Origin of the sequence: Bradyrhizobium sp. BTAi1 (assembly GCF_000015165.1) — a bacterium.
In the GTDB taxonomy this organism is placed as follows: Bacteria; Pseudomonadota; Alphaproteobacteria; order Rhizobiales; family Xanthobacteraceae; genus Bradyrhizobium; species Bradyrhizobium denitrificans.
Map to the genome: position 1 here is coordinate 3,658,346 of NC_009485.1, position 25,846 is coordinate 3,684,191.

Here is a 25,846-nt window from a genome sequence, read left to right on the forward strand (position 1 = left end):
CATCCGGAGACAACGCCTGTGACAAGTCCCGCCGCCGCGCCGCTCGCTCCCTCCATCCTCGAGGCGCTCGCGCGCTACGACACGCCGACCATCTGCAATGCGATGGAGATCGTGGCGCCGGAGCGCCGCCTGATCGGCTACACCACCAAACCGCTGGTCTGTCCGTTTCCCGATCTGCCTCCCATGGTCGGATATGCGCGCACGGTGACCATCCGCTCGGTGGTGAAGTCCGCACTCCCGGCCGAGGAGCAGGCGAGGCGGCGCATTGCCTATTACGAGTATGTCGGCACCGGTCACGGTCCGCGGATTGCCGTGATCCAGGACATCGACGGGCCGGATATCGGCTATGGCGCCTTCTGGGGTGAGGTGCAGAGCAACGTCCATAAGGCGCTTGGCTGTCTCGGCGTGATCACCGATGGCTCCATTCGCGACATCCCGCAATGGGCGCCCGGCTTTCAGGCGCTGGCGGGGTCGATCGGGCCGTCGCACGCCTGGGTGCATGCCGAGAGCTTCGGCGGCGAAGTTCGCGTCGCCGGCATGACGGTGCACTCCGATGATCTGATCCATGCCGATCGCCATGGCGCCATCGTGATCCCCCACGACATCGCCGCCAGCCTGCCCGATGCGGCCGAGCTCTGCGCCCGCCGCGAAACCCCGATCCTGGAGATCGCACGGTCGGCTGATTTCTCGCTCGACAAGCTCAAAGAGGCGCTGAAGCGATCCGCCGAGATCCACTGAGCGCGGCTTGCGCCATCGTTCCAGAGCGAGCCGCCTCGTTCGAGGGGCGGCTCGCTCGGTCCGTGCATCCGCCAGGCCGGACGGGGCCATCGGCGGGCCTCTCCGGATGACTACGGGGATGAGTGCCGCGCCCCTGAAATCGCACCAATTCAGGTGAGGGATTACCTCGAACCACGAGCGGCATGGCGAGAATTAACGCGCCGTCGCGCGTTGGGAAGATTTTATCCATCAAGCTTTACCTGATGGCGAGCCTGCATCGCTATTGCATGTCTTCGAGGACGAGAAGACATGCTCAGGGTGTTATCCAAATCCATGCCGCTGTTCGGCCGGCTCGACCGGGCTGTCGATGCACTGGTCCGGCTGATCGGGCATTTCGGCAGCGCCGTGATCGGCCTGTCGGCGATTGCGCTGGTGTGGGTCGGAATTGTCTACACGATCACCGAGGAGCGCGCCCGCACCGAGCAGTCGGCGTTGAAGAACGGCGCCAACCTCGCCCGGGCTTTCGAAGAGCAGATCATCCGCTCGATCCGCGCGGCGGATCAGACGCTGCTCTATGTCCGCGACTCCTATGCCAAGGATCCGCAGAATTTCGACATGTCGCTGTGGGCCAGGAACAGCCAGTTCCTGTCCGACTTCTCGTTCCAGGTCGTCGTGATCGGCAAGGACGGCATCATGCTGTCCAGCAATATCGATCCGAAAATGCGCGGCCTCGACCTGCACGACCGCGAGCATTTCCGTGTCCACGCCGACGGCACGGCCGATTTTCTCTTCATCAGCAAGCCGATCTTCGGCCGCGTCTCGAACAAATGGTCGATCCAGCTGACACGCCGCATCATCCTGCAGGACGGCTCCTTCGGCGGTGTCGTGGTGGTCTCGCTCGATCCTGAATATCTCTCCAGCTTCTACAACTCGGTGGACATTGGCAAGAATGGCAATGTGACCCTGGTCGGCACCGACGGCATTGTTCGCGCGCGTGCTTCGGCTGGTCCGAGTGCCGTCGGCTCCTCGTTGGCCGGCAGCCCCATCATGGCGAACATCGAGCAAAAGACCAGTGGATCCTACATCACTAAGAGCCAGATCGACGGCATCTCTCGGATCTATTCGTTCCGGCGTGTCAAGGATCAGCCACTGGTGGTCGTTGTCGGGCAGGCGACCGACGAGGTCTTCAGCGCCATCAGGGTCGACCGCGGCCTGATGGTCGGCACGCTGCTGACGGTCATCATCGGCATCATCACCATCCTGATCGCGCGCTACCAGGCCGGCCTCGCCGCCTCACGCGACGCGGCCGAGGCCGGGACGCGGGCGCGATCCGAATTTCTGGCCATGATGAGCCACGAGATCCGGACCCCCATGAACGGCGTCATCGGGCTTGCCGACCTGCTGCTGTCGGCCGATCTCGCGCCGGAGCAGCGCAAGATCGCGACCACATTGCGGGAATCTGCCGACTATCTGCTGCAGCTGCTCAACGACGTGCTCGATTTCTCGAAGCTCGATGCCGATCGCCTGGAAATCGAGCATATCGAGTTCGACCTGCACCGGTCGGTGACCGCGACGGCCGAACTGCTGGTCTCGCGCGCCAAGGAGAAGGGCCTGCAACTGACGACATCGATCGCGCCGGACGTGCCGAATTACGTGGTGGGCGATCCCGCGCGGCTTCGCCAGGTGCTGTTCAATCTCGTCGGCAATGCGCTCAAATTCACCGAGGCGGGCAGCGTCAATATCGATGTGCGGGCCGAGAATCTGGCAGGACCGAACCTGACCCTGGTGTTCTCGGTCGCCGATACCGGCGTCGGCATTCCCGCCGAGGCTGTCGGCCGTCTGTTCAGACAGTTCTCGCAGGTCGACAACTCCATCTCTCGCCGCTTTGGCGGCACCGGTCTCGGCCTTGCGATCTGCAAACGGCTCGTCACCTGCATGGGCGGCGACATCAAGGTGCAGAGCAAGATCGGCGAAGGCAGCACCTTCACTTTCTCCATCGAGGTCCAGCCGCAACCGCAGCCGGATGTCGAGCAGCTCAGCGTGCCCGAAGCGCCGATCGTGCCGGTCGGCGAGAGCGTTTCCGAGGAGCGGCCGGCTAATTTCGAGCCGCTCAAGGTTCTTGTCGCCGAGGACAATCTCACCAATCAGTTCGTGATCAAGAAGCTCCTCGACAAACTTGGTCACGGCTATGACATCGTCGATAACGGGACCCAGGCCATCGCTGCCGTGCAGAAGCATGCCTACGATCTCGTGCTCATGGACATGATGATGCCCGAGATGGACGGGCTGACGGCGACCCGGATGATCCGATCGCTGCCGCCGCCCGCGCGGGACATCTACATCATCGCTCTGACGGCCAACGCCACCAGCCAGGATCATCTGGCGTGCACGGATGCCGGCATGAACGACTTCGTGACCAAGCCGGTCACACGCGATCGACTGAATGCTGCTCTGCTTCGGGCGACAGCTGCCAAACACAAGGAAAGGCTTGTGGCATGACCGACTTGGTTCAATTCGATGAATCCGTCTACCAGATCCTGGTGTCCGAGCTCGGCGAGGAAGACGCGCTGGAGGTGCTGCGCACGTTCCTGGACGATACGTCCGGGAAGTTCGGCACTCTTGCGAGCAAGTTCGAGGATCGCCTGGAGCTGAAGCGCGAGGCGCATTCCATCAAGAGCTCGTCGGCGACGTTCGGCTTCTCGGCGCTGTCGAGGCTGTCACGCGAGCTCGAGCTCGGCTCGGCGACGATGGAGCCGGCGCAAATGCTGGAGATGGTCCACAAGATGCAGCAGTCGTTCGAGCAGGCGGTTCGGTTCGCCGAGGCGAACCTGCTCAAGCGTGGCGTAGCGGCCGCCTGAGAAGCGACCGTGGTCCATTTCGACAGGATGCCGGCGACGTTCTTTACCCGGTGTTATGCCTACCAATTTCAGTAACTCGTCCTTAATGGCGGCCGCGTAGGGTTCGAAACACGTGGCTCAGAAGAGCCGCGTCGGTCCGGCGGGGTCGGTGGTGCGCGTAGGCGGTGGAGTTGACTCATGGATATTATGACGACTGCGGGGCTCGTAGCTGGCGTGATCGTCATCGCGACGATGATGCTGCTGGGCGGCGATCTCGAAATGTTCGTCAGCGAGCACGCCGCGATCATCATTTTCGGTGGTTCGATCTCCGCGACCATGATCCGCTTTCCGCTCGGAGTCATGCTGCACGGCATTCCGCTCGGCATGAAGTTCGCCTTCACCATGAGCCGCCTGTCGGCCCGCGAGCTGGTCGACGAACTCGCCCGCATCGCCGAGATCGCCCGCAAGCAGGGGCCGGTCGGCCTGGAGAAGGTCGAAACCGATGAGCCCTTTCTGGCCAAGGGCATTCGCTATGTGGCTGACGGCTACGACCTCGAATTCATCCGTGACAATCTCGAGCGCGACCGCGACAACTTCCTGATGCACCTCGACGAGGGCAGCAAGATCTACCGCGCCATCGGCGACTGCGCGCCAGCGTTCGGCATGGTCGGAACGCTGATCGGCATGGTGCAGATGTTCGCCAACATGACCGACCCGTCGAAGCTCGGTCCGTTCATGGCCACCGCGCTGCTGGCAACGCTCTACGGCGCGCTGGTGTCGAACCTGATCTGTCTGCCGATCGCCGACAAGCTGCATGGCAAGCTGCTCGATGAGGAGACCAATCGCACGCTGATCATCGACGGCATCCTGATGATCCGCGACTCCAAGAGCCCGGCTCTCGTGCGCGAGATGCTGCTGGCCTATCTGCCGGAGAAGCATCGCCACGCCGAAGGTGAGCCTGTGCCTGCCTGATCGGCAGCGGCAGGCGATCCGGGGATGGGGTGAGCGATGGCCAAGAAGAAGCGGGGCGATGCGCATGGCGGCGGTCACGGCTGGTTCGTGACCTTCGCCGACCTGATGGGGCTGCTGGTCAGCTTCTTCGTGATGCTGGTCGCCTTCTCGACCATGGACAACAACAAGCTGAAGGTCGTCGCGGGCTCGATGCGCGATGCGTTCGGCGTGCAATCCGAGTCGCGTTATTCGGGCATCGTCGAATCCGACGGCCTGCCGACCCGGCCGAAGCTCAAGAACGCAGCCCATGTCTCGCCGGAGGAGACGTCCCGCGAGCCGAGCCCCGAGCAGGAGGAGCGCCAGCACACCAACGGCGCCAAGCTCAAGACCGACCGGCAGTTCGCCCTGGCCTCCGCATCGCTGCGTCAGGCCTTGCAGGACATGCCGGAGATGACCGAGATCTCCAAGCACATCATGTTCGAGGAGACCAAGCAGGGGCTCAACCTGGAGATCGTCGACCAGGACGGCCGTTCCATGTTCGCCGATGGCTCGAAAGTGCCCTATGATCGCACCCGCCGCCTGATCGAGAAGCTGGCTGCGCCGCTCAAGGCGACGCCGCTGCGGGTGCAGATCACCGGGCATACCGCGGCCGGCTTCGTTCCGGCGCGCAGCGACTACGGCGCGTTCGACCTGTCGGCAGACCGCGCCAACGCCGTGCGTCAGATCCTGGAGCGGGAAGGTCTGCCGCCGAGCCACATCTTCGCGGTTTCCGGCAAGGCGGATACCCAGCCGCTGTTCCCGGACGATCCGTCGCTCGCCGCCAATCGCCGCGTGACCATCACCTTGATGCGCGAGGATCCGCCATTGCCCCCCGATCTGAAGCCCTAAAGCGGGATTGTCGGCCAGAAGGGCGGGCGTCGCCCGTCATTTCCTGCCTCCGAGTGCGAGCACACCTTGATTCGCGCGCTTGCCAACCTGACATGGCGTCGGAGCGACCGCCGCTGCAATTTGCCGCGACGCGGGATGAGAGATCTGTGAGCGCCGTGCTTGTTTGGTCATAGCCGAGGAATCAAGCTCTGCTACGGTGGCGACTTGATCGGCGGCGGGTCTGCGTCCAAACGCCCCGAACCAAACAGGGAAGATGCGTTCCGAGCGACATGACGGCCAGCGCAACATCGACCGAAGGACAGGAAGCGGCGAGCACATCGGGGTTCTGGGGGCTGACCCTCGGCAGCATCGGCGTCGTGTTCGGAGACATCGGTACCTCGCCACTCTACGCGTTCCGCGAGGCGGCGCATGGCGCCGCTCACGGCGAGCCGGTGTCGCGGATGATCGTACTCGGCGTGCTCTCGCTGATCCTATGGTCGCTGTTCATCGTGGTGACGGCCAAATATGTGCTGCTGCTGCTGCGAGCCGACAATAACGGTGAGGGGGGAACGCTGTCGCTGATGGCGCTCGGCCAGCGCGCTTTGGGCCGGCGCAGCATGTTTCTGATGTCGCTCGGCGTCATCGGTGCGTCGATGTTCATCGGCGATTCGATGATCACGCCGGCGATCTCGGTGCTATCGGCCGTCGAAGGCCTTAAGCTCGCCGCGCCGGCGCTCGAGCATTATGTCGTGCCGCTCACCGTGTTCATCCTGGTGGTGTTGTTCGCGGTCCAGAGCAAGGGCACGGCCCGGGTGGCGACCGCCTTCGGTCCGGTGATGGTGTTGTGGTTCGCCAGCCTGGCTGTGATGGGGATCGTGCACATCACTGACGATCCCTCCGTTCTTGCCGCGATCAATCCCTATTATGCTGTCCAATTCCTGCTCTCGCACGGGACGATCGGACTGGTCACGCTGGGAGCGGTGTTCCTCGCGGTCACCGGCGGCGAGGCACTGTACGCCGATCTCGGCCATTTCGGCCGCAAGCCGATCCAGTCGGCATGGCTGTTCTTCGTGCTTCCGTCACTGCTGATCAATTATTTCGGGCAGGGCGCGCTGGTCCTGTCCGATCCCGCGGCCATCGAGAACTCGTTCTATCGCATGGTGCCGGAGCTGTTGCTGCTGCCGCTCGTGGTGCTGGCGACAGCCGCCACCGTGATCGCGAGCCAGGCCGTGATCACCGGGGCGTATTCGCTGGTCAGCCAGGCCGTGCAGCTTGGTCTGCTGCCGCGCTTCGAGGTGCGCTATACGTCGGAGAGCCACGCCGGGCAGATCTATCTGCCGCGGGTCAACCGCCTGCTCCTGATCGGCGTGATGCTGCTGGTGCTGCTGTTCCGCACCTCCAGCAATCTCGCCTCGGCCTATGGCATCGCCGTGTCCACCACCATGGTCGCCGATGGCATCATGGGCTTCGTGGTGATCTGGAAGCTTTGGAACCTGCGCGCCGCCGTTGCCGCTGCCATCATCGTTCCTTTCGTCATTGTCGACCTGTCCTTCTTCAGTGCCAACCTGCTCAAGCTTTTCGAAGGAGCCTGGGTGCCGCTGCTGTTCGGCGCGGCCATGGCAGTCACGATCTGGACATGGCGGCGCGGCTCGGCGATTCTCGTGCTGAAGACGCGCAAGATCGAGGTCCCGCTGGATGACCTGATCGGGAGCCTGGAAAAGCGGCCACCGCATATCGTGAAAGGGACGGCGGTGTTTCTCACCAGCGATCCGACCTCGGTGCCGACCGCGCTCCTGCACAATCTCAAGCATAACAAGGTGCTGCACGAGCACAATGTGATCCTGACCATCGAGACGGCGCAGACGCCCCGGGTCGATGTGTCGGAGCGTGTGCGCATGGAGAAGATCAGCGAAAAATTCTCCAAGGTGCGGCTGCGCTTCGGCTTCATGGAATCGCCGAACGTGCCGCGGGCGCTCGCGGTGGCCCGCAAGCTCGGCTGGCAGTTCGACATCATGTCGACGTCGTTCTTCGTCTCTCGCCGCTCTTTGAAGCCGTCATCCCAATCGGGCATGCCGAGCTGGCAAGACCATCTCTTCATCGCGCTCAGCCGGTCGGCCAACGACGCCACCGACTACTTCCAAATTCCGACCGGGCGGGTCGTCGAGGTCGGGACACAGGTGACGATCTGATCGGCTCGATTGCCCGGAGGGTTGATCCATGTTATTTTGCATGGAACGTATGCAATCTCCCCGGCTCATCCTTGGAGCGCTGCAGCTATAAGCCGCGCGCCCTGCGATTGTGCAGTGAAGCATTAACGAGTCCTCGAGGGGGCTACCCCATGACAGTTGACGCCGCAGCCACGCCCGCGGAAGCGCCGGCGACAAACGGGCATGGCGACGCCCATTCGACGGCCAGCTTTACCGCCTTGACCTTGGGGAGCATCGGCGTCGTCTACGGCGACATCGGCACCAGTCCGCTATACGCGCTGCGTGAGGCCGTCACGGCCGCCAGCAGCAGCGGCGAGGCGGCGCCCCATGCGGTCATGGGGGTGATCTCGCTCATCCTGTGGGCCCTGATCGTCGTCGTCACGCTGAAATACGTCGTCATCCTGCTGCGGGCCGACAATCATGGCGAGGGCGGAACTCTGGCGCTGATGGCGCTCGCGCAGCGCGGCGTCACCCGCGGCGCCAGCATCATCGTCCTGCTCGGCATCATCTCGGGCGCGCTGTTCTATGGCGATGCGGTGATCACGCCGGCCCTGTCGGTCCTCTCGGCGATCGAAGGCACCAAGCTGGTCACAGCCGCGTTCGATCCTTACGTCGTCCCGCTGACCGTCATCATTCTCGCGGCGCTGTTCGCCGTCCAGGCGCGCGGCACGGCCAAGGTCGCGGCCTTTTTCGGCCCGATCATGCTAATCTGGTTTCTGGTCATCGGCATCGCGGCATTCCCGCCGATCCTTCGCCATCCGGAGGTGCTGTGGGCGATCAACCCGGTGAACGCCGTGTCCTTCATGCTGCACCACGGTATCGTGGGCTTCATCACGCTCGGCGCCGTGTTCCTCGCTGTCACCGGTGCCGAGGCGCTGTATGCGGATCTCGGCCATTTCGGCAAGCGGCCGATCCAGACGGCCTGGCTGTTTGTCGTGCTGCCGTCGCTGGCGCTGAACTATCTGGGGCAGGGGGCGCTGATCATCGCCGACGCCAAGGCGCTCGAGAACCCGTTCTTTCTGATGTTCCCGGAATGGGCGCTGATCCCGATGGTCGCACTCGCCACCGTGGCGACGGTCATCGCCAGCCAGGCCGTCATCACCGGCGCCTATTCGCTGACCCGACAGGCGATCCAGCTCGGCCTGCTGCCGCGCTTTGAGATCCGTCACACCTCCGAGGCGCATTCGGGCCAGATCTATATTCCCCGGATCAACAAGCTGCTGCTGGCTTCGGTGGTGCTGCTGGTCCTGCTGTTCAAATCGTCCAGCGCGCTGGCCTCGGCCTATGGCATCTCGGTCACCGGCACCATGGTCGTCACGGCGATGATGGGCTTTGTCGTGATCTGGAAGGTCTGGCGGTGGTCGCCGCTCGCGGCGGGAGCGCTGATCGCGCCGTTCCTGTTCCTGGATCTGACCTTCCTGTCGGCAAACCTGCTGAAGGTCCTCGAAGGCGGCTGGGTGCCGCTGGCGCTGGGCGGCTTCGTGATGACGCTGATGTATACGTGGCGGCGCGGCAGCCGGCTGCTGTTCGAGAAATCGCGCAAGCTCGAATTCCCGCTCGCGGACCTCGTGGCGATGCTGGAGAAGCGCCCGCCGCAGCGCGTTCCCGGCACGGCCGTGTTCCTGACGTCAGATCCCTTGAGCGCGCCGACGGCGCTGATGCACAGCCTCAAGCACTACAAGGTGCTGCACGAGAAGAACGTGATCCTGACCATCGAGACCGCGCCGACGCCGCGCATCGATCCGTCGGAGCGGGTGCGGCTGGAGCAGATCAGCCCGACCTTCTCCAAGGTCACCTTGCGGTTCGGCTTCATGGAATCGCCCAACGTGCCGCGGGCACTGGCGATCGCGCGCAAGCTCGGCTGGCAGTTCGACATCATGTCGACCTCGTTCTTCCTGTCGCGGCGCGCCCTCAAGCCTGCGGCGCATTCCGGCATGCCGCGCTGGCAGGATCACCTGTTCATCACCATGAGCCGGTCGGCCAACGACGCCACGGATTATTTTCAGATCCCGAGCGGGCGCGTGGTCGAGGTCGGCACCCAGGTCACGATCTGAGAGACGCGCGGCCCGTTGCCGAACCGCTTGATTTTCGGTGCGTCTGGGGTGAGTTTGGCGCCCGGTTGGGGGCCCTGACGCGGCTCCGCTACAGGCTTGGAGGATAGGCGTGGCTGTTGTGCATGATTTGACGCCGCAGGACGTGGCCCAGGGGATTGCCGAGGGGCGAATTCTTCTGGTCGACGTGCGCGAGCCGAACGAAGTTGCTGCGGAAGCCTATCCGGACGGCATTGTTGTTCCCCTGTCGGGTTTCGATCCGAAGCTGATCCCGGATCCCCAGGGCAAGGACGTCGTGTTTGCCTGCCGCTCCGGCAAGCGCTCGGTGACCGCCTCGCTGGCGGCGCAGGCGGCCGGTCTGCCCTATGACAAGCACCTCCAGGGCGGGATGCTCGGCTGGAAGGCGGCCGGCCTGCCGATCAAGACCGGCGGCTGACACCGCATCATGATCTCGCAGAACAAGGTCTTCGCTGATCTGCCCGTCACCATTTTCGAGCAGATGTCGCAGCTCGCGCGCGACAACAACGCCATCAATCTCGGCCAGGGCTTTCCCGACGATCCCGGCCCGGAGGACATCCGCCGCGCCGCGGCCGATGCCGTCCTGAACGGCTACAACCAGTACCCGTCGATGATGGGGCTGCCCGAGCTGCGCCAGGCGATCGCGGCGCACTACAAGCACTGGCACAAGCTCGACCTCGATCCGATGAGCGAGGTCATGGTGACCTCCGGCGGCACCGAGGCGCTGACCTCGGCGATCCTGTCGGTGGTCGAGCCGGGCGACGAGGTGATCTGCTTTCAGCCGGTCTACGATTCCTACCTGCCGATCATCCGCCAGGCCGGCGGCATTCCGCGCCTGGTGCGGCTCGAGCCGCCGCATTGGCGACTGTCCGAGGAGATGCTGCGGCAAGCATTCTCGCCGAAGACCAAGGCCGTGCTGTTCAACAATCCGCTGAACCCGGCCGCCGTGGTCTATCCGCGCGAGGACCTGGAGCTCTTGGCGCGCTTCTGCCAGGAGTTCGACGCGGTCGCGATCTGCGACGAGGTCTGGGAGCACGTGGTCTTCGACGGCCGCGAGCACATCCCGCTGATCACCATCCCCGGCATGCGCGACCGCACCATCAAGGTCGGCTCGGCCGGCAAGATCTTCTCGCTCACTGGCTGGAAGATCGGCTTCGTCTGCGCCGCGCCGCAGCTGCTGCGTGTCGCGGCCAAGGTGCATCAGTTCCTCACCTTCACGACGGCGCCGAACCTTCAGATGGCGGTGGCCTACGGGCTCGGGAAGTCCGACGACTACTTCCTCGACATGCGCGCGGAGCTGGCGCGCAGCCGCGACCGGCTCACGGCAGGCCTCGAACGTCTCGGTTTTCCCGTGCTGAAGGCGCAGGGCACCTATTTCCTCACCGTCGACCTGTCGCCGCTCGGCCTCAACGAGACCGACGAGCAGTTCTGCCGCCGTATCGTTCACGACTACAAGGTGGCGGCGATCCCGGTGTCGGCGTTCTATGAGAAGGATGCCGTGACCTCGGTCGTCAGGTTCTGCTTTGCCAAGAAGGACGCGACGCTCGATACGGCGCTGGAGCGCCTGTCCGACGCCATTCACCGACGGTAGCTCGAGCATGATCCGGAAAAGTGGGCACCGATTTTCCGCAAAGATCATGCTCAAACAAGAGATAAGCTCATGACGCGCGGCTGCATTCGTTCGGCTCTGGCGCTGGCCGTTGTGACGCTGACGCTCTCGGCGTCGGCCGGCCATGCCGAAGAGCGCGTCGTCAACTTCTATAACTGGTCGAACTACATGGCGCCGGGGGTCCTCGACGACTTCACCAAGGAGACCGGCATCAAGGTCGTCTACGACACGTTCGACGCCAACGAGACGTTGGAAACGCGGCTGCTCGCCGGCAAGTCCGGCTATGACGTGGTGGTGCCCACGGCGTATTTCCTGCAGCGCCAGATCAAGGCCAAGATCTTCCAGCCGCTCGACAAGACCAAGCTGCCCAATCTCGCCAATGCGTGGCCGGTCGTGACCGAGCGTCTCGCCACCTACGATCCCGGCAATCAGTTCGCCGCCAACTACATGTGGGGCACGACCGGCATCGGCTATAACGTCAAGACGATCGAGAAGATCTTAGGGGCTGGTGCGCGGATCGACAGCTGGGACATGGTGTTCAAGCCGGAGAACCTCGCCAAGTTCAAGGATTGCGGCGTCCACATGCTGGACTCCGCCGACGACATCTTCCCGGCAGCGCTGAACTATCTCGGCCTCGATCCGAACTCGACCAAGCAGGCCGACCTCGAGAAGGCCGCCGAGGTGGTCGGCAAGGTCGCTCCATCAGTGCGCAAGTTTCATTCGTCGGAATATTTGAGCGCGCTCGCCACCGGCGAGATCTGCCTCGTCGTCGGCTGGTCCGGCGACATCATGCAGGCGAGGAGCCGCGCCGAGGAGGCCAAGAACGGCATCGAGATCGGCTATGCGATCCCCAAAGAGGGCGCGCAGATGTTCTTCGACAATTTCGCAATCCCCGCCGACGCGCAGCACGTCACCGAGGCGTATGCACTGATCAACTATCTCTACCGGCCCGAGGTCGCCGCCAAGAACTCCGACTTCCTGTCCTACGCCAATGGCAATCTGGCGAGCCAGAAGCTGATCGACCCGAAGATCCTCGGCGACAAGAACATCTATCCGGACGACGCGACGCTGAAAAAATTGTTCGTCATCACTGCCCGCGAGCCGGCGACGCAGCGGATCATCAACCGTCTCTGGACGAAGGTGAAGACGGGGCGGTGAAGCTTCGGCTGGCGTCATTGCGAGCGCCAGCGAAGCAATCCAGGGTTCGCACGAAGATTCTGGATTGCTTCGTCGCGTTGCTCCTCGCAATGACGGCGCAGAATCACGCCATCCGGTGCATCGCGCAGAGCTTGTTGCCGTCGAGATCGCGCAAGTATGCGAGATACAGCTTGCCGGCGGAGCCCTGGCGGATGCCGGGCGGTTCTTCGCAGGTCGTGCCGCCGGCTTCGAGGCCTGCTGCATGCCAGGCGTCGGCCTGCTCGGGCGAACTGCAGGAAAAGCCGATCGTGCCGCCATTGGCGGGGGTCGCCGGCTGGCCATTGATCGGCTTGGACACCGAGAAGACGCCGGTCGGCGTGAAATAGAAGATGCGGTGGCCGTCGACCTTGGCCGGCCTCACGCCCAACGTTCCCAAGAGCTTGTCGTAGAAGGCCTTGGCCTTGTCGAGGTCGTTGGTGCCGATCATGATGTGCGAAAACATGCGTGCTTGTCCTCCCTGAAGCTTCCGAACAGCTGTCGGATCGGAGGCCAAACTAGCGAGCGACGGCGGGGGAGGTAAGGTTTTTCTTTGAATAGGCCCACGAGAAGCAAATGATACTGGATGTCTGCTTCCTCGTGGTGGAATTTGGCTGTGTGCCGCTCAGCGCCAGCGCCGGTGCAGCCAGAGCCATTGCTCCGGATATTCGCGGATCCAGCTCTCGACCACGTTGGTGACCGCCTGCGTCGTGCCCTGGATGTCGATCTGGCCATCGGCCGTCCGCACCGGCTTCACTTCCTCCGACAGTTCGGCGCGGAAGCGGTTGCCGGGCAGGCGGATGATACGGACGCCATGCACGGGGCATTCGACCTGGCGCAGCAGGCGCGCGAGCATCGGGTTGGCGCGGGTCTTGCGGCCGAAGAACGTCACCTCGACGCCGCCGGTCAGGTACTGGTCGACCAGCATCGCGACATGCTGGCCGTTCTTGAGTGCCTCGCCGAGCCGCAGCGGGGCGTCGCGGCCGGCGGGGACGAGCGTGCCCATCTTGACCTGCCGCATCTCCTGGATGATGCGGTCGGCCGCGGCGATGTTGGGCCGGCGATACAAGATCGCGGTGTCGAGCTTGTGGGCGACGGCGGCGAGCGCGGGCATCTCCCAATTGGCGAGATGACTGGCGAAGATCAGCGCCGGCTTGCCGTCGAGACGGAGCTGATGAAACAACTCGTGGGTGCGCGGCGACAGCTCGATCCGGCTGCGCTCGGGATGGGCCTCGTCGTAGTCCCAGATCTTGTCGAGATGGGCGAATTCGGCGCCGACGCGGCCGAGATTGTCCCATACGCCGGCGAGGATCGTCTCGATCTCCTCGGGCGACTTCTCCGGGAAAGCTCTCGTGAGATTGTCGCGGCCAATGCGCTGTTCGCGCAGCTTGGGGCCGATCCACTGCGCGATGCGCGCGAAGCGGTCGGCGGTCTTCTGCGGGTCGAAATAGCGCGTCGTTCTGAGCATGCCGACCGTCAGCCCGCCGACGGCGGAGGCCCCGAGCGACTTCACGGCCTGGCGGATGACGAGCTTGGTCCGGAGGGGAATGAGACTCATCGATGCGACAGGCGGATCAGGCCGGTTCGCGGGTCAGGATCAGCGAGGCGTTCTGGCCGCCAAACCCGAACGAGTTCGACATCACGGTGGTGACGCGCGCATCGCGCGCCTTGTTGCCGACCACGTCGAACAGGATCGCGGGATCCGGAACATCGAAATTGATGGTCGGCGGAATCCGCTGATGCTCCAGCGTGAGCAGCGAGAAGATCGCCTCCACCGCGCCGGCCGCAGAGATGGTGTGCCCGACCATCGACTTGTTGGACGAGACCGGAATCCTGCTGGTGTAATCGCCGAACACGGCGGAGACGCCGACATATTCCATCTTGTCGTTCTCGGGCGTGGCGGTGCCGTGGGCGTTGATGTGGTCGATCTGCTCCGGCGCCATGCCGGCATCGGCCAACGCCTTGCGGATGCAGCCGATGATCGGCTTGCCGTCCGGCGAGGAGCGGGTGCGATGGAAGGAATCGGTCAGTTCGCCGCAGCCGGCGACGACGCCGAGGATCTTGGCGCCGCGCGCCACTGCCGCATCGTAGCTCTCCAGTACCAGCGCGCCGGCGCCCTCGGCCATCACGAAACCGTCGCGGTTCTTGGAGAACGGCTTGGAGGCCGCCTGCGGCGGATCGTTCTGCGTCGACAGCGCCGACAGCAGCGAGAAGCGCACCAGCCCCTCCGGATTCACCGAGCCCTCGGTGGCCGCGCACAGCGCGACATCGGTCTCGCCGCGCCGGATGGCTTCGACACCGAGCTGGATCGCGGTCGCGCCGGAGGCGCAGGCGGTCGACAGCGAGATCGGCGACCCCTTGGTGCCGAACGTATCCGACAGCGAATCCGCGACCGAGCCGAACAGGAAGCGGTGGTGATAATTCACGAACTTGCCGCCGCCGCAGACCCTCAGCAGGTCGTCATAGGTGAATTGCGTGCCGCCGACCTCGTGCGCGAGCTCCAGACGCTGCGGCCATTCTATCTCGACCGGCGCAACCGCGAGAAACAGCGGACCCGGGAAGTCACCCTTGGTGCCGATCCCGGATTGCGCGATCGCTTCTTCGACCGCCATGTGGCCGAGTCGTTCGGAGAGCCCTGTCGAGGTGAAAGGGGCGACCGGGACGAAATCGACGGTGCCGGCCATCGTGGTCTTCAGGCCGTCGATCGGAAAGCGCGTGATGGTGCGGATGCCGGATTCGCCGGCGACCAGCTTGCTCCAGTTCTCTGCTTTGCCGGCGCCGAGCGAGGTGACGATGCCCATCCCGGTCACAACCACGATGGGGCGTCCAAACTTGTCGCGTACACTCATATTGTCCCCCGTCGCGTATCCGTCGGCCGCGCCGCGCTCACTTGACTGATTCGACCAAGGCCATGCCTTCGCCGCGGTAATGGCCGGCACCGACCACGACGATCTGGGCCGGAGCCTGCTTCATCTCGATCTCGACGCCGGAGGAATCGCCCGGCGCAAACAGCGCGCCACGGGATATCGACAGCGCCGCAAGCGCAAGGCCGAGGGCGAAATGGGCTTCCATCGTATGGCCGAAGCGGGTTCCGCTCGATCGCACGGCGAAGGCCTTGTGTTGACCGAGGAAGGCGCGCTCTTCCGAGGTCACGGGCTCGGCGCCTGTTGCGCCGGTGATGATGGCGCCGGGGGCTTCGTGGACGTCCAGCGCGGACCACAGCCGCTCCAGCGTGCCAGTCACGGCACCGGCTTCCTTGCGGCGGGCGCGATCGGCGACCACCTTGCTGAGCCGCGCCAGCGGCCTGGCACCGCGGGCCTCGGCATGGGGCCTGGATTCCAGCACGAGGAATGCACCGGCCGATCCGAGCGCAAAGCCGGGATGCTCCTTGCGGTCCCAGACCGGGGCGAACTTGTTCTTCAAATTGTAGTCGCCGAACTCGTACAGAACGAGCAGGTCCTTGCGCTCGCCATTATGCGAGCCGCCGACCAGCGCGATGTCGCTCTGGCCGCCGGCAATGCGCGCCAGCGCGATCTTGAACGCGTCGACGCCCGCGACCTCTTCGCCCATGAAGGTGCGCGAGGTGCCGCACACGCCATGCGAGATTGCGATGTTGCCGGCGAGCAGGTTGGAGAGCTGCGCCAGGAACAGGGTGGGGCGCAAATCGCTCATCAGCCGGTCGTTGAGAAAGCCCGGCGTACAATTGCCCTGCGCCTCGGCGTTGAGGATGTTGGTGTCGACCGAGATGTCGCGCTCGCCGCCACCGGCGGCGACGATCATGTCCATCCGGGACAGGATCTCCTTATTGCCTTTGAGGCCGGCGGAATCCAGCGCCAGCCCGGCGGCATAGGTGCCGATGCGCTGCCACGCCTCCATCTGGCGCTGTTCCTTCTTGGGGATCTGCGCTTCCAGATTCACCTTGGCCCAGGGATGCACGATGTAGGGCGCGAAGCCCTGCTCGTCGACATTGATCCGGCCGGAGTTGAGGGCGTCCCAGTTCGCATCGAGGCCCTCGCCAAGCGAGGTCGCAAGCCCGATACCGGTGATCCAGACTTCGACGGGCTCGGCGGTCACGGCTGTCTCATTCATCGCTGCAGGACCTGTTGCGGAAAGCCGACGCGCTGGGCGACGGCGTCCATGTGTCCGCGCAATTCCGGGTTGGGGAAGGGGACATGGCTAAACGTGATTGTCGCATTGGAGCGAAGCTTGCCGTCGACCTTCACGCGGGCTTCGGTGATGGCATAGCCGGAGCCCTCATGCAGCACATTGGCCTCGACGCTCAGCACCTCGCCGGGCGAGACGAAGCCGCGCATCTTGGCCTCCTTGACGGCAGCCAGGAACGGCATTCGCTCGAACTTCATCAGCGCAAGCAACAGCCATCCCGATGTCTGCGCCATCGATTCGATCAACAAAACGCCGGGCATGATCGGGTAGCCCGGAAAATGTCCTTCGAAAATGGTGCTTTCGGTGGGAACCTTGGCTTCGACGGTGATGGTCTTCTCGTCCAGTCGGAGGTCGAGAATGCGGTCGATCAGCTGGAAGTACTCGATCTGCATGGCGGGCGCTCACGCGCCCTTGGCGGCGACCAGCTCGTCGATGCGGGCGCACAGGTTCTTCAGCACGAAATACTGTTCGGTGCTGGCTTTGCCGTCGTTCACTTCCTGCGTCCACTTCTCGAGCGGCAGCTTGATCCCGAAGGCCTTGTCGATCGCGAACGCGATGTCGAGGAAATCGAGGCTGTCGATGCCCAGATCGTCGATGGCGTGGCTATCCGGCGTGATCGTGTCGCGCGGGATGTCGCAGGTTTCAGCGATGATCGTGGCGACCTGATCGAATGTTGAGGACATCACTAAGCCTTTGATATTTTTGAGCTAATCCGGAGAAGGGCAACGAGAGGACACCGCCCCCGGGGCGTCTGATGCGAGCCCTTTTACCCCCGTCGCCCAGGAGTCGTGTGCCCGTATATCGGAGCGCCGCGGTGAGTTCAATGGAGCCGGGCCGCTCGGTTGTGGCGGGATTGTGATGCCCTGTCTGGCCGCGGCGCCGCCGCTGGGATCAGCAGCTCACGGGGTGTAGGTCTCCGTGATGATGCGGGCGCAGTCGCGCCGTCCGGTCAGCAGGCAGTCCTGGGTCTTGCGCAGATCCGCAATGCTCATGGCCAGCCAGATGCCGATCGCGGTCAGCGCGATGGTAAAGGCGATCGCAGCGATATTGGCCAGGATGCGGTGACGGAAATCATCGGGCTGCTCGCGCGGCTGCTCATAGCGGGAGAGATCGAGCTGGAGCATCTCGCGCCGATGCAGCGGAACCGGCGGGCCGCCGCCCTCGACCACGCGCCGCGCCGGACCGCTGCGTGGCCGGAATGGCACCACGCGATGCTCTTCCTCCGCTGCGATGGGGCGCTGGGTCTTCATGCCTCGACTCCGATGTGCTTTCTTAGCATGCAGGCGCAGCCTCTCACAAAGAAACTTTGCCGGGGTTGAGCTGCATCAGACGGGCCTGTCGCCCTGCGGATGTGTCGTGTCCGCCCCGTTTGGTGTAACGGTGGAACCCACGCGCCGGCGGTGCTGATCGCGCCCGAGGCGTCCGCGAAATCCGTTGGAGCCCACGCATGGCCAATACCCGCGAGCCGCTGCTGCATCCCGTGCCGATCCTGTCGTTGCGACCGACGCAGATGACGGTCGGCATGCGCGAGGTGAAGGACAAGCGGGAGCGCTGGCGCGAGCACAAATCCCAGAAGAAGCAGGCCGAGCTGCTCGGCAAGCACATGATCCCCGTCGTGCTCGGTCCGGACAAGCGGCACTATGTCGTCGACCATCATCATCTGGCCCGCGCGCTGCACGATGAGGGTGTCAAGGATGTCCTCGTCAGCGTGATCGGCGATCTCTCGATGGTCGATCGCGACGGCTTCTGGAACGTGATGGACAACAAGCGCTGGGTGTATCCTTACGACGCCAAGGGCGAGCGGCGGCATTTCAAGGATCTGCCGAAGACGGTGGCGGATCTGAAGGACGATCCGTTTCGCAGCCTCGCGGGCGAGCTGCGCCGCGCCGGTGGCTTTGCCAAGGACACGACACCGTTCAGCGAGTTTCTGTGGGCGGACTTCCTGCGCCGCCGGGTCAAGCGCAAGACGGTGGAGAGCCATTTCGCGGCGGCCATGGAGCATGCGCTGGCGCTCGCCAAGAGCCATGATGCCGTCTATCTGCCCGGCTGGTGCGGCCCGGCATCGGACGACTGACCGGCTTAAGTCTCGGCCTACTTCGCCTTCGGCAACCGGCCCATCAGATAGAACTCGTCATTGGGCCGCATGCCCGTGACATTGGCGATCCGGTTTGACAACGCGAAGAAGGCGGCGATCGCCGTGATGTCCCAGATATCGTCGTCGCTGAAGCCGTGGCTTGCCAGGGTCTTGAAATCGGCGTCGTCCACCGCCTGGGCCTCAAGCGCGACCTTCATCGCGAAATCGAGCATTGCGCGCTGCCGCGGCGTGATGTCGGCCTTGCGGTAGTTGATCGCGATCTGATCGGCGATCAGGGGATTCTTGGCGCGGATGCGCAGGATCGCGCCGTGGGCGATGACGCAATATTGGCACTGATTGGCGCTCGAGGTTGCCACCACGATCATTTCGCGCTCGGCCTTGGTCAGGCCGCCGTCCTTCTCCATCAGAGCGTCGTGGTAGGCGAAGAAGGCGCGGAACTCGTCCGGCCGGTGCGCGAGCGTCAGGAAGACGTTGGGCACGAAGCCGCTCTTCTCCTGCACCGCCAGGAGGCGGGTGCGGATGTCGTCGGGCAGCGCATCGATCGCGGGGACGGGGAAGCGGCTGATGGCAGGCTGCGTCATGGCAACGGGTCCAGATTGGCGTTCGGGCGGCGAACCATAATCCATGACGGCGCGGGCGCAATGGCCGTCGGCTCAGTTCATCACCTCGACCGTCTCCGAGCGTCCCGCGACCAGGTCCCGACGCTCCGGCACGGCATCGAGCGCGATGCGGACCGGGGACGCGCTGCGCCAGCCGCACCCAGTTGAAAGGTCGGATTGACGTTGGCCAGCAGGCTCGCACTCTCGGCGCGCTCGCGATCCTCGATGCCGGCGGCGATGCTTTTGGATAAGGTCCTCCGTCCGTTGCTGTCACGACAGGCACGGCAGGGGTCCGGGCAGGCGGCCGCGGGCTTAGCGCAGCGGCTTCTTCAGCAGGGAGAAGCGGTCGGGGTCGAGCCCCATGGACGGCTGCAGCATGGGGGCATCGAGCGCGGTCGCGAGACCGCCGCGATCGCCGCTGCTGATCGTGCCGCCGTCGCCGGCCGCATCACGGCTCGACGTGGCGCCGCGCCAGCGTTCCAGAACGGCCGCGACGAAATGCATGTCATGGCCGGCATTGACGGAGCGCACGGTGGCGATCGTTGCCTCGCTGCGCGGCAATTGATGCGGCGGCACTTCCTTGAAGCGCAGCCGCGTCGGCAGCGCCACGCCCTCACCGAACGCCAGCACCTCGCGGGTGCCGAGCGAGGGCACGAAGGACAGCAGGTTGGCGGCGGCATCGGACACCGCGGAGCGCAGCAGCGACTGGTCGCGCTCGTTGGCGAGGCGCATCGTGAACAGCGTATTGCACTGGGAGATGATGGTCGCGTCGAGCTCGGCCGGGCGCTGGGTGATCAGGCCGAGATAGACACCGTATTTGCGGCCTTCCTTGGCGATGCGCGAGATCGCCTTGCGGGTTGGGCCGAACCCGATCGAGCGGTCGGCGGAGGCATAGCGATGCGCCTCCTCGCAGACGAACAATAGCGGCGAGACGCCGTCGCTCCACAGGCCGAAATCGAACGCCATGCGGCAGACCACGGAGACGACGGAATCGACCACCTCGGCCGGGAAGCCGGCGAGTTGCATCACCGTCATCGGCCGGCCGTTCGCCGGCAGGCGGAACAGATGGCTGATGACCTCCGCCATGGTGTCGCCGCCGACATTGGCGTTGTCGAACATGAAGGCGTAGCGCGGGTCGTTGCGCACGGTCTCGATGCGCGAGATCAGCTTGTGATAGATGATGCGCGAGGAGCGGTTCTCCAGCTTGCCCATGCGCTCGTCGATCAGGCTGATCAGGTCGACGAGGCGATACGGCACCGGCGTATCGACGGTGTAGCCGACGGTCTTGGGATCGATCCGCTTCAGCCCGATGCGGTCCGTATTCTGGTACTGGGTGTAGATGCCCTTCGCCAGCGGGATCACCTCGGCGAGAATATCGAGCTCCTCCGGCACGCCGGGGCGGCCGCCGAACAGGACGTCGACAATCTCCTCGAAATTGAACAGCCAGAACGGCAGCTTCAGATTGCGCGGGTTCAGCACCAGCGCGCGTTCGCCGAAGCAGCGGCCATATTCGTTGTGGACGTCGAGCAGGAAGATGCGCAGGTTCGGCCGGGCTTTGAGGATCTCGTTGAGCAGCAGCGACACGCCGGTCGATTTGCCGACGCCGGTCGATCCGAGCACCGCGAAATGCTTCGACAGCATTTCCTCGACATTGACGCAGGCGCGCACGCTGGTGTCCTGCTGCAGGGCGCCGATGTCGATATGGTCGCCTGCCGTCGGCGTGTAGATCGTGCGCAGCTCCTGGCTGGTGATCATGTCGACGGCGTCGCCGATGGTCGGATAATGGGTGACGCCGCGCTGGAATTTCGGCCGCTCGGCGGGGCCGAGGATCTCGCCGAGCAGGTCCACCGACGCGGTCGCGACATAGTCGTGGGCCTGCGACAGGTCCTCACTGGTGACCTCGGTGATGATCGCGATGATCGTGGCGCTCGGGCAGCGGATGCTGATGAAGCGGCCGACTGTCGCGCGGATCTCGGAAACGGTCATCTGCTGGGTCGACAGAATGCCGACGCGGGCCTGGGAGCCTCGCACCGAGATTACGCGTCCGAAGGATGTCACGGTCATGAAACCTGTGGTGAATGGTTGAGCCGACACCTTCACCGCTGGAACTGGAAAATCTGTTAAGCGATCCACAATTCGCGCGCCATTCCGCCATGATCGGGGCGCTGGAATGGCCGCCACAGGGCTGCCAGACTGCTCCATTTTCGTCACTTAACGCCTTGGAGCGCAAAGCTTTCTTCTGCCTGCCCTAAAGCAGGATGCGAGCTGCGCCGGTTTACGATGCATTCACCATCTTGCCCGCTCTTGAGAGGCGGGGAGCGCTTGGAACCGGCGCGCCGATGGCGGCCCGTGTCACGCCAAGGAGGTCCGTGCAGCGCCGCTTCCACCCGCACCGTTTGAAGGATCTCGGGACATCGGAGAGTGGGCTCATTTGATCGTGATCAATCTAAACCGCTGAGAGCTTCGGTATATGTTTCCCGTCAAGCGCGAGGGAGCGGATGCCGGCCGATCTCGTCAAGCGCGACGGTCGCGCCCGTGCCGCTAACGACATGATCCTCGCGTGAAACAGGAGGATGAAGTCATGGCTGAACCCACCAAACTGCCCGTCAATACTGACAAAGCAACTGCGCCGTCCGTGCAGGGATGGCGGCCGTTCGAGAGCCTGCGCCGCGAGATCGACCGCGTGTTCGAGGATTTCCACAGCGGAATCTGGCGCACGCCGTCATTGTTCGATCAACTGCCGAGTCTTCCCCGGACGCGGTCCTTTGCGGTCGCGCCCGCCGTCGACGTGGCCGAGCACGACAATGCCTACGAGGTCTCGGCGGAACTGCCGGGGCTCGACGAGAAGAACGTCGAGGTGAAGGTCACGAACGGCGTGCTGTCGATCAGGGGCGAGAAGCAGGAGGACAAGGAAGAGAAGAAGAAGGACTATTACGTCCGCGAGCGCAGCTTCGGTTCATTTGAACGCTCCTTCCAGATCCCGGACGGCGTGGATACCGACAAGATCGAGGCGGTGTTCAGGCAGGGCGTGCTCAAGGTCACGCTGCCCAAGAAGCCGGAGGTGCAGAAGGCCGCCAAGACCATCGACATCAAGGCGGCGTGAACGCCGCGGTCCCCATGATCTTGTCGCGATGATCTTGTCCCATGATCTTGGGACAGCAGATGGCTCGAATGCCGGAAGGGCCGCTGTCGCGGCCCTTTTTTTCGAGAGGCGGCCCGGCTAGTCTGTCGGCCAAGCAGACGGTCCGCCATGCCGGATCGTGAATGATGGGAAGGGAGACGAGACAATGGGCAAGCTCGCACTGGCGGCGAAGATCACACACGTGCCGTCGATGTATCTCAGCGAGCTCGATGGTCCGGCCAAGGGCAAGCGCCAGTCGGCGATCGATGGCCATATCGAGATCGGCCGGCGTTGCCGCGAGGCGGGCGTCGACACGATCGTCGTGTTCGACACCCACTGGCTGGTCAATGCGGGCTACCACATCAACTGCGCGCCGCATTTCCAGGGACTCTACACCTCCAACGAGCTGCCGCACTTCATTGCCAACATGACCTATGAGTATGACGGCAACCCGGAGCTTGGCCGCATCCTGGCCGAGGGGGCCAATGCCCATGGCATCGCCACCATGGCCCATGCGGCCACGTCGCTGGCGCTCGAATACGGGACCCTGGTGCCGATGCGCTACATGAATGCCGATCGCCATTTCAAGGTGGTGTCGGTATCGGCGCTCTGCACCTCGCATTACCTCGCCGACAGCGCCAAGCTCGGCTGGGCATTCCGCCGTGCGGTCGAGGATCATTACGATGGCACGGTGGCCTTCTTCGCGTCGGGCTCCCTGAGCCACCGCTTCGCGCAGAACGGCACCGCCGACGAATATCGCGACAAGATGTTCAGCCCGTTCCTCGAGCGTCTCGACCACGAGGTGATCCAGATGTGGGAGCAGGGTGAATGGCCCGACTTCTGCGACATGCTGCCGGAATATGCCAGCAAGGGTCATGGCGAGGGCTTCATGCACGACACCGCGATGCTGCTCGGTGCGCTCGGCTGGAACCATTACGACCGCGGCGTCGAGGTGGTCACGCCGTTCTTTCCCTCGTCGGGGACCGGTCAGATCAACGCGGTGTTTCCGGTGTCGCCGATGCCGCAGGCGCTCGCGGACATCGGCCGGCCGCGCGCCGCGGCGCTTGCGGGGGGACGGCTGTAGAGCGAGCGAGAGAGCCTACCAGGCTCCCGCTTTGTGCAGCATCGCCACGATGTCCTCGGGGTAGACCTGGTCGGTGGTCGCTGCCAGCTCCGCCGGGCGCCACCAGCGCTGGGCGGCGATGGCGGCGCGCTCCAGCGCGGTCCAATGTGTCGACGAAATCTCGGCGCTGCCGATCCTGATCAGGAAATAGCGCTCGTCCGAGCAGACCTGTTCGCCGTCCACCATCGTGAACGTGACCGATCGCCGCGCGATCTGCCGGCCTGGATCGGCGATGCGGATCCCGGTTTCCTCGAACATCTCGCGGCAGGCGGCGGCCTCGTAGCTCTCACCGGGGTCGAGCCCGCCGCCCGGCGTCGCCCAGAACATCTCTCCCTGCAGCGCGCCGGCGAGGTGCACGAATTTGAACAGCAAGAGCCGGTCGAGCGCGTCGAGCAGCAGCAGGCGGGAGGAGGGGCGTTCACGCATCAGACGAAGCTTTCCGGTCGACATCGTTACGGCCGGCTGATGCGCTCTCGCATGATCATCTGGCCCGAGCCGCGCCAAGAGATCCACCCGCCTGCGCCCTCAAGCGGCTGCATGTCGATCCTGGACCGCTGCCTTCAGGTGTCATGAACTCTCCTTGTCGTCAATCGCGTCGCATCGCTGACGATCGTGGAGCGAGGCCGGCGCAGGACCGGTTCTTCCCGGCCGATGTCAGATCGCGAAGCTCTCCTTGAGATTCTCCAGCGCTTTCACAGTGACGGTCGAGTTGATCTGGCCCGACGTCTCGCGGAACGCGCGCAGCGTTGCGATCCACTGCTCGGCGGCTGCCGGAAATGACGGGCTCGCGAGATCGGTGCCGAGGATCTTCTCGGCTGAAGCCATCAATTGCGAACGGGCGTCGAACCATTGGTCCTGAAGCTTCTTGGCAAGCTGCAAATGTTCGCTGTCGGCACCGAAATACTGGCGAATGGCCGCGACCTGGTCGAGCTTCAGCGCACGCGCTTCCTCCTCGATCAGGAGCAGCTCGCGCACCAGCTGTCTCACCTTGTACTGCGTCTTGGCCGCCTCATGTTCGAGGATGAAGGAGTCCACCGAGAGCGCGCTGTCGGGCTCCACGAAGATGAAGCGGTATTTGGCCGCGACGTTGATGAAGCCGAGGATGCAGGAGGTGGCGTTGTCGCCGAGCATCCGCGCCGACAGCCGCTTGATGAAGTAGACGTGCACCAGCTTCTGGCCGTTATAGTAGTCGAGTTGCCGGGTGACGATGACCCGGTAGATCTGGTCGTCCACGGACTTCAGGATCTGGTCGCTGTCGGTGGGCGTCTCTGACGAGATCGCGCTGATCACGGCCTGTTCGATCGCCACGAGGATGGAGGAGGCGCCGAGCGTGTCGCGGACCCGCATCTTTCTGCGAAACTCGCCCCATTTGAGCGTGTCGCGCGGCTCGGCGATGCCGAAGATCTCCAGCGCGCGCGAATGCGGGGTGAGGGTGGTGTCGTCCGGAATGGTGCTGATCGGCTGATCGCTGGGTGGCTTCGGCAGCAGGAACTCGATGAGCCGCTGTTCGACCGAGTGACGCGTGATGCGCATGCTCATGCTGTCGAACAGCTTGCCCTTCAAGGTCGGGATGATCTCGGTCGCGATCTGGCGTTTGCGCTTGGTGCGCAGCCGGTCCAAGGTGTCGCGGTCCTCGTTCAGCGGCGGCGGCAGGCGAACCTCGGCCCGTGCGGCGATGTCCAGCATCACGCGCGCCAGCGGATCGGGATCGTCGATCGATTGCGTGGATTTCTGCACATAGTCGGCGCGCGGCCCCGACAGGTCGTCGGTATCGACCTCCATGTTGATGCCGAGAATGCCCTCGCCCGTCGGCGGCGTCTCGCCGCAATACAGATAGATGATGCGGCGCGCGGTCTCGCCATCGCCCTGCTTCTTTTCTTCTTCCATCAGGGCTTCAAAGAAGCCGAGCTCCCAGCCGGTGTAACCATGGCTCTTCTTGAGCTGGCCGGTATAGAGCACCACCAGGAAATCGGATTTGCGCAGGCCAGCGCGCAGGTCCTGGCGGATTTCGTCGCTGGCTTCGATCGATTTGGAGTCGAGGAAGATCTTGACCCGATCGAAGATCGTCTCGCTCAGCGCCTGCAGGCTCTGATACACGGCCTGAGCGACGTCGTGATCTTCCGAGGCATAGGAAATGAAGACTCCGGCCGGGCGATAGGGACCGAGATCGTTGACGGACCTTGCCGCGGCGGCCATTGCAGCTGGAGCCAACGCCATGACGCTCTCCAAACCTGGCAAAGGATCTAAGTATCAGCGGTGATCTTGAGTGCGTTTGTGCTCGATTGCAACTGTTGGGGGAGGTGTCCCGATACGC

The 25,846-nt window shown here is 64.1% G+C and carries 24 protein-coding genes and 1 pseudogene; 13 read left to right on the forward strand and 12 right to left on the reverse strand.

The annotated features are described in order from the left end of the window. Positions 1-18: 18 nt before the first annotated feature. The 10 genes from BBTA_RS16395 (at position 19) to BBTA_RS16440 (ending at position 12,415) form a co-directional block, all read left to right on the forward strand. Positions 19-738 carry an RraA family protein gene (locus tag BBTA_RS16395; protein ID WP_012043611.1) on the forward strand — a complete coding sequence of 240 codons (720 nt, stop codon included), beginning with the start codon at positions 19-21 and terminating at the stop codon, positions 736-738. Between the two features lie 288 nt (positions 739-1,026). Next, a complete protein-coding gene (locus tag BBTA_RS16400; protein ID WP_012043612.1) occupies positions 1,027-3,216 on the forward strand; it encodes a hybrid sensor histidine kinase/response regulator in 2,190 nt (729 codons plus the stop codon). Further along, positions 3,213-3,575 (forward strand): Hpt domain-containing protein, encoded by a 363-nt coding sequence (locus BBTA_RS16405; protein ID WP_012043613.1) that lies wholly within the window; start codon positions 3,213-3,215, stop codon positions 3,573-3,575. Before BBTA_RS16400 ends, BBTA_RS16405 begins: the two co-directional genes overlap by 4 nt. A gap of 177 nt (positions 3,576-3,752) precedes the next feature. Continuing rightward, entirely contained in the window at positions 3,753-4,526 is a 774-nt protein-coding gene (locus tag BBTA_RS16410) for a motility protein A (RefSeq protein ID WP_012043614.1), read from the forward strand. A 36-nt stretch (positions 4,527-4,562) separates the two neighbouring features. Then, positions 4,563-5,393, forward strand: a complete 831-nt coding sequence (locus BBTA_RS16415) for a flagellar motor protein MotB (protein WP_012043615.1) — start codon at positions 4,563-4,565, stop codon at positions 5,391-5,393. Between the two features lie 269 nt (positions 5,394-5,662). Beyond that, positions 5,663-7,561 carry a potassium transporter Kup gene (locus BBTA_RS16420; protein WP_012043616.1) on the forward strand — a complete coding sequence of 633 codons (1,899 nt, stop codon included), beginning with the start codon at positions 5,663-5,665 and terminating at the stop codon, positions 7,559-7,561. A 149-nt stretch (positions 7,562-7,710) separates the two neighbouring features. Further along, positions 7,711-9,633 (forward strand): potassium transporter Kup, encoded by a 1,923-nt coding sequence (locus tag BBTA_RS16425; protein ID WP_012043617.1) that lies wholly within the window; start codon positions 7,711-7,713, stop codon positions 9,631-9,633. Between the two features lie 109 nt (positions 9,634-9,742). Beyond that, positions 9,743-10,066, forward strand: coding sequence for a rhodanese-like domain-containing protein (locus tag BBTA_RS16430; RefSeq protein WP_012043618.1), 324 nt, complete (start codon positions 9,743-9,745; stop codon positions 10,064-10,066). A gap of 9 nt (positions 10,067-10,075) precedes the next feature. After that, positions 10,076-11,239, forward strand: a complete 1,164-nt coding sequence (locus BBTA_RS16435; RefSeq protein WP_012043619.1) for an aminotransferase — start codon at positions 10,076-10,078, stop codon at positions 11,237-11,239. A 69-nt stretch (positions 11,240-11,308) separates the two neighbouring features. Beyond that, complete coding sequence (locus BBTA_RS16440; RefSeq protein ID WP_012043620.1) at positions 11,309-12,415, forward strand: polyamine ABC transporter substrate-binding protein; 1,107 nt, start codon at positions 11,309-11,311, stop codon at positions 12,413-12,415. A gap of 103 nt (positions 12,416-12,518) precedes the next feature. Here the strand turns inward: BBTA_RS16440 and BBTA_RS16445 are convergent, their stop codons facing one another. The 7 genes from BBTA_RS16445 to BBTA_RS16475 form a co-directional block, all read right to left on the reverse strand. Then, positions 12,519-12,896 carry a VOC family protein gene (locus tag BBTA_RS16445; protein ID WP_012043621.1) on the reverse strand — a complete coding sequence of 126 codons (378 nt, stop codon included), beginning with the start codon at positions 12,894-12,896 and terminating at the stop codon, positions 12,519-12,521. 159 nt (positions 12,897-13,055) lie between these two features. Then, positions 13,056-13,988, reverse strand: coding sequence for a lipid A biosynthesis lauroyl acyltransferase (locus BBTA_RS16450; RefSeq protein ID WP_012043622.1), 933 nt, complete (start codon positions 13,986-13,988; stop codon positions 13,056-13,058). A 16-nt stretch (positions 13,989-14,004) separates the two neighbouring features. After that, entirely contained in the window at positions 14,005-15,279 is a 1,275-nt protein-coding gene (locus tag BBTA_RS16455) for a beta-ketoacyl-ACP synthase (RefSeq protein WP_012043623.1), read from the reverse strand. A 37-nt stretch (positions 15,280-15,316) separates the two neighbouring features. Next, positions 15,317-16,519, reverse strand: coding sequence for a beta-ketoacyl-ACP synthase (locus BBTA_RS16460; RefSeq protein ID WP_012043624.1), 1,203 nt, complete (start codon positions 16,517-16,519; stop codon positions 15,317-15,319). Then, entirely contained in the window at positions 16,516-16,986 is a 471-nt protein-coding gene (locus tag BBTA_RS16465; protein ID WP_012043625.1) for a 3-hydroxyacyl-ACP dehydratase FabZ family protein, read from the reverse strand. Before BBTA_RS16465 ends, BBTA_RS16460 begins: the two co-directional genes overlap by 4 nt. Positions 16,987-16,995: 9 nt before the next feature. Further along, the gene (locus tag BBTA_RS16470) at positions 16,996-17,277 is read right to left on the reverse strand and encodes an acyl carrier protein (RefSeq protein ID WP_006609130.1); all 282 of its coding nucleotides are present in this window, start codon (positions 17,275-17,277) and stop codon (positions 16,996-16,998) included. A 216-nt stretch (positions 17,278-17,493) separates the two neighbouring features. Then, a complete protein-coding gene (locus tag BBTA_RS16475) occupies positions 17,494-17,844 on the reverse strand; it encodes a hypothetical protein (RefSeq protein WP_012043626.1) in 351 nt (116 codons plus the stop codon). A gap of 197 nt (positions 17,845-18,041) precedes the next feature. Between BBTA_RS16475 and BBTA_RS16480 the strand changes: the two genes are divergently transcribed. After that, positions 18,042-18,668, forward strand: a complete 627-nt coding sequence (locus BBTA_RS16480; RefSeq protein ID WP_012043627.1) for a ParB-like protein — start codon at positions 18,042-18,044, stop codon at positions 18,666-18,668. A 17-nt stretch (positions 18,669-18,685) separates the two neighbouring features. On the opposite strand, the gene BBTA_RS16485 is transcribed toward BBTA_RS16480, so the two are convergent. The 3 genes and pseudogenes from BBTA_RS16485 to BBTA_RS16490 all read right to left on the reverse strand — a co-directional run bounded on the left by BBTA_RS16485 (position 18,686) and on the right by BBTA_RS16490 (position 21,352). After that, the gene (locus BBTA_RS16485; RefSeq protein WP_012043628.1) at positions 18,686-19,270 is read right to left on the reverse strand and encodes a peroxidase-related enzyme; all 585 of its coding nucleotides are present in this window, start codon (positions 19,268-19,270) and stop codon (positions 18,686-18,688) included. Between the two features lie 72 nt (positions 19,271-19,342). Beyond that, positions 19,343-19,533 (reverse strand): annotated as a pseudogene (locus BBTA_RS41350) (efflux transporter periplasmic adaptor subunit); the annotation flags it as partial. Positions 19,534-19,600: 67 nt separating this feature from the next. Then, positions 19,601-21,352, reverse strand: a complete 1,752-nt coding sequence (locus BBTA_RS16490) for an ATP-binding protein (RefSeq protein ID WP_012043629.1) — start codon at positions 21,350-21,352, stop codon at positions 19,601-19,603. A gap of 517 nt (positions 21,353-21,869) precedes the next feature. On the opposite strand from BBTA_RS16490, the gene BBTA_RS16495 reads away from it, so the two are divergent. Together BBTA_RS16495 and hpaD are read left to right on the forward strand one after the other, a co-directional pair. Continuing rightward, entirely contained in the window at positions 21,870-22,391 is a 522-nt protein-coding gene (locus BBTA_RS16495) for an Hsp20/alpha crystallin family protein (protein WP_012043630.1), read from the forward strand. 184 nt (positions 22,392-22,575) lie between these two features. Continuing rightward, positions 22,576-23,493, forward strand: a complete 918-nt coding sequence (gene hpaD / locus BBTA_RS16500) for a 3,4-dihydroxyphenylacetate 2,3-dioxygenase (protein ID WP_012043631.1) — start codon at positions 22,576-22,578, stop codon at positions 23,491-23,493. A gap of 15 nt (positions 23,494-23,508) precedes the next feature. Here the strand turns inward: hpaD and BBTA_RS16505 are convergent, their stop codons facing one another. After that, the gene (locus BBTA_RS16505; RefSeq protein WP_012043632.1) at positions 23,509-23,958 is read right to left on the reverse strand and encodes an NUDIX hydrolase; all 450 of its coding nucleotides are present in this window, start codon (positions 23,956-23,958) and stop codon (positions 23,509-23,511) included. 228 nt (positions 23,959-24,186) lie between these two features. Further along, complete coding sequence (locus BBTA_RS16510; protein ID WP_148221454.1) at positions 24,187-25,749, reverse strand: toll/interleukin-1 receptor domain-containing protein; 1,563 nt, start codon at positions 25,747-25,749, stop codon at positions 24,187-24,189. Positions 25,750-25,846 lie beyond the last annotated feature (97 nt).

Coding starts and splice junctions, on each gene's coding strand:
- BBTA_RS16415 (WP_012043615.1), top strand. CDS start 4,563: ATGGCCAAGAAGAAGCGGGGCGATGCGCATGGCGGCGGTCACGGCTGG.
- BBTA_RS16435 (WP_012043619.1), top strand. CDS start 10,076: ATGATCTCGCAGAACAAGGTCTTCGCTGATCTGCCCGTCACCATTTTC.
- BBTA_RS16475 (WP_012043626.1), bottom strand. CDS start 17,844: ATGAAGACCCAGCGCCCCATCGCAGCGGAGGAAGAGCATCGCGTGGTG.
- BBTA_RS16455 (WP_012043623.1), bottom strand. CDS start 15,279: ATGAGTGTACGCGACAAGTTTGGACGCCCCATCGTGGTTGTGACCGGG.
- BBTA_RS16420 (WP_012043616.1), top strand. CDS start 5,663: ATGACGGCCAGCGCAACATCGACCGAAGGACAGGAAGCGGCGAGCACA.
- BBTA_RS16450 (WP_012043622.1), bottom strand. CDS start 13,988: ATGAGTCTCATTCCCCTCCGGACCAAGCTCGTCATCCGCCAGGCCGTG.
- BBTA_RS16440 (WP_012043620.1), top strand. CDS start 11,309: ATGACGCGCGGCTGCATTCGTTCGGCTCTGGCGCTGGCCGTTGTGACG.
- BBTA_RS16400 (WP_012043612.1), top strand. CDS start 1,027: ATGCTCAGGGTGTTATCCAAATCCATGCCGCTGTTCGGCCGGCTCGAC.
- BBTA_RS16495 (WP_012043630.1), top strand. CDS start 21,870: ATGGCTGAACCCACCAAACTGCCCGTCAATACTGACAAAGCAACTGCG.
- BBTA_RS16410 (WP_012043614.1), top strand. CDS start 3,753: ATGGATATTATGACGACTGCGGGGCTCGTAGCTGGCGTGATCGTCATC.
- hpaD (WP_012043631.1), top strand. CDS start 22,576: ATGGGCAAGCTCGCACTGGCGGCGAAGATCACACACGTGCCGTCGATG.
- BBTA_RS16490 (WP_012043629.1), bottom strand. CDS start 21,352: ATGACCGTGACATCCTTCGGACGCGTAATCTCGGTGCGAGGCTCCCAG.
- BBTA_RS16510 (WP_148221454.1), bottom strand. CDS start 25,749: ATGGCGTTGGCTCCAGCTGCAATGGCCGCCGCGGCAAGGTCCGTCAAC.
- BBTA_RS16405 (WP_012043613.1), top strand. CDS start 3,213: ATGACCGACTTGGTTCAATTCGATGAATCCGTCTACCAGATCCTGGTG.
- BBTA_RS16425 (WP_012043617.1), top strand. CDS start 7,711: ATGACAGTTGACGCCGCAGCCACGCCCGCGGAAGCGCCGGCGACAAAC.
- BBTA_RS16505 (WP_012043632.1), bottom strand. CDS start 23,958: ATGCGTGAACGCCCCTCCTCCCGCCTGCTGCTGCTCGACGCGCTCGAC.
- BBTA_RS16470 (WP_006609130.1), bottom strand. CDS start 17,277: ATGTCCTCAACATTCGATCAGGTCGCCACGATCATCGCTGAAACCTGC.
- BBTA_RS16445 (WP_012043621.1), bottom strand. CDS start 12,896: ATGTTTTCGCACATCATGATCGGCACCAACGACCTCGACAAGGCCAAG.
- BBTA_RS16480 (WP_012043627.1), top strand. CDS start 18,042: ATGGCCAATACCCGCGAGCCGCTGCTGCATCCCGTGCCGATCCTGTCG.
- BBTA_RS16460 (WP_012043624.1), bottom strand. CDS start 16,519: ATGAATGAGACAGCCGTGACCGCCGAGCCCGTCGAAGTCTGGATCACC.
- BBTA_RS16485 (WP_012043628.1), bottom strand. CDS start 19,270: ATGACGCAGCCTGCCATCAGCCGCTTCCCCGTCCCCGCGATCGATGCG.
- BBTA_RS16465 (WP_012043625.1), bottom strand. CDS start 16,986: ATGCAGATCGAGTACTTCCAGCTGATCGACCGCATTCTCGACCTCCGA.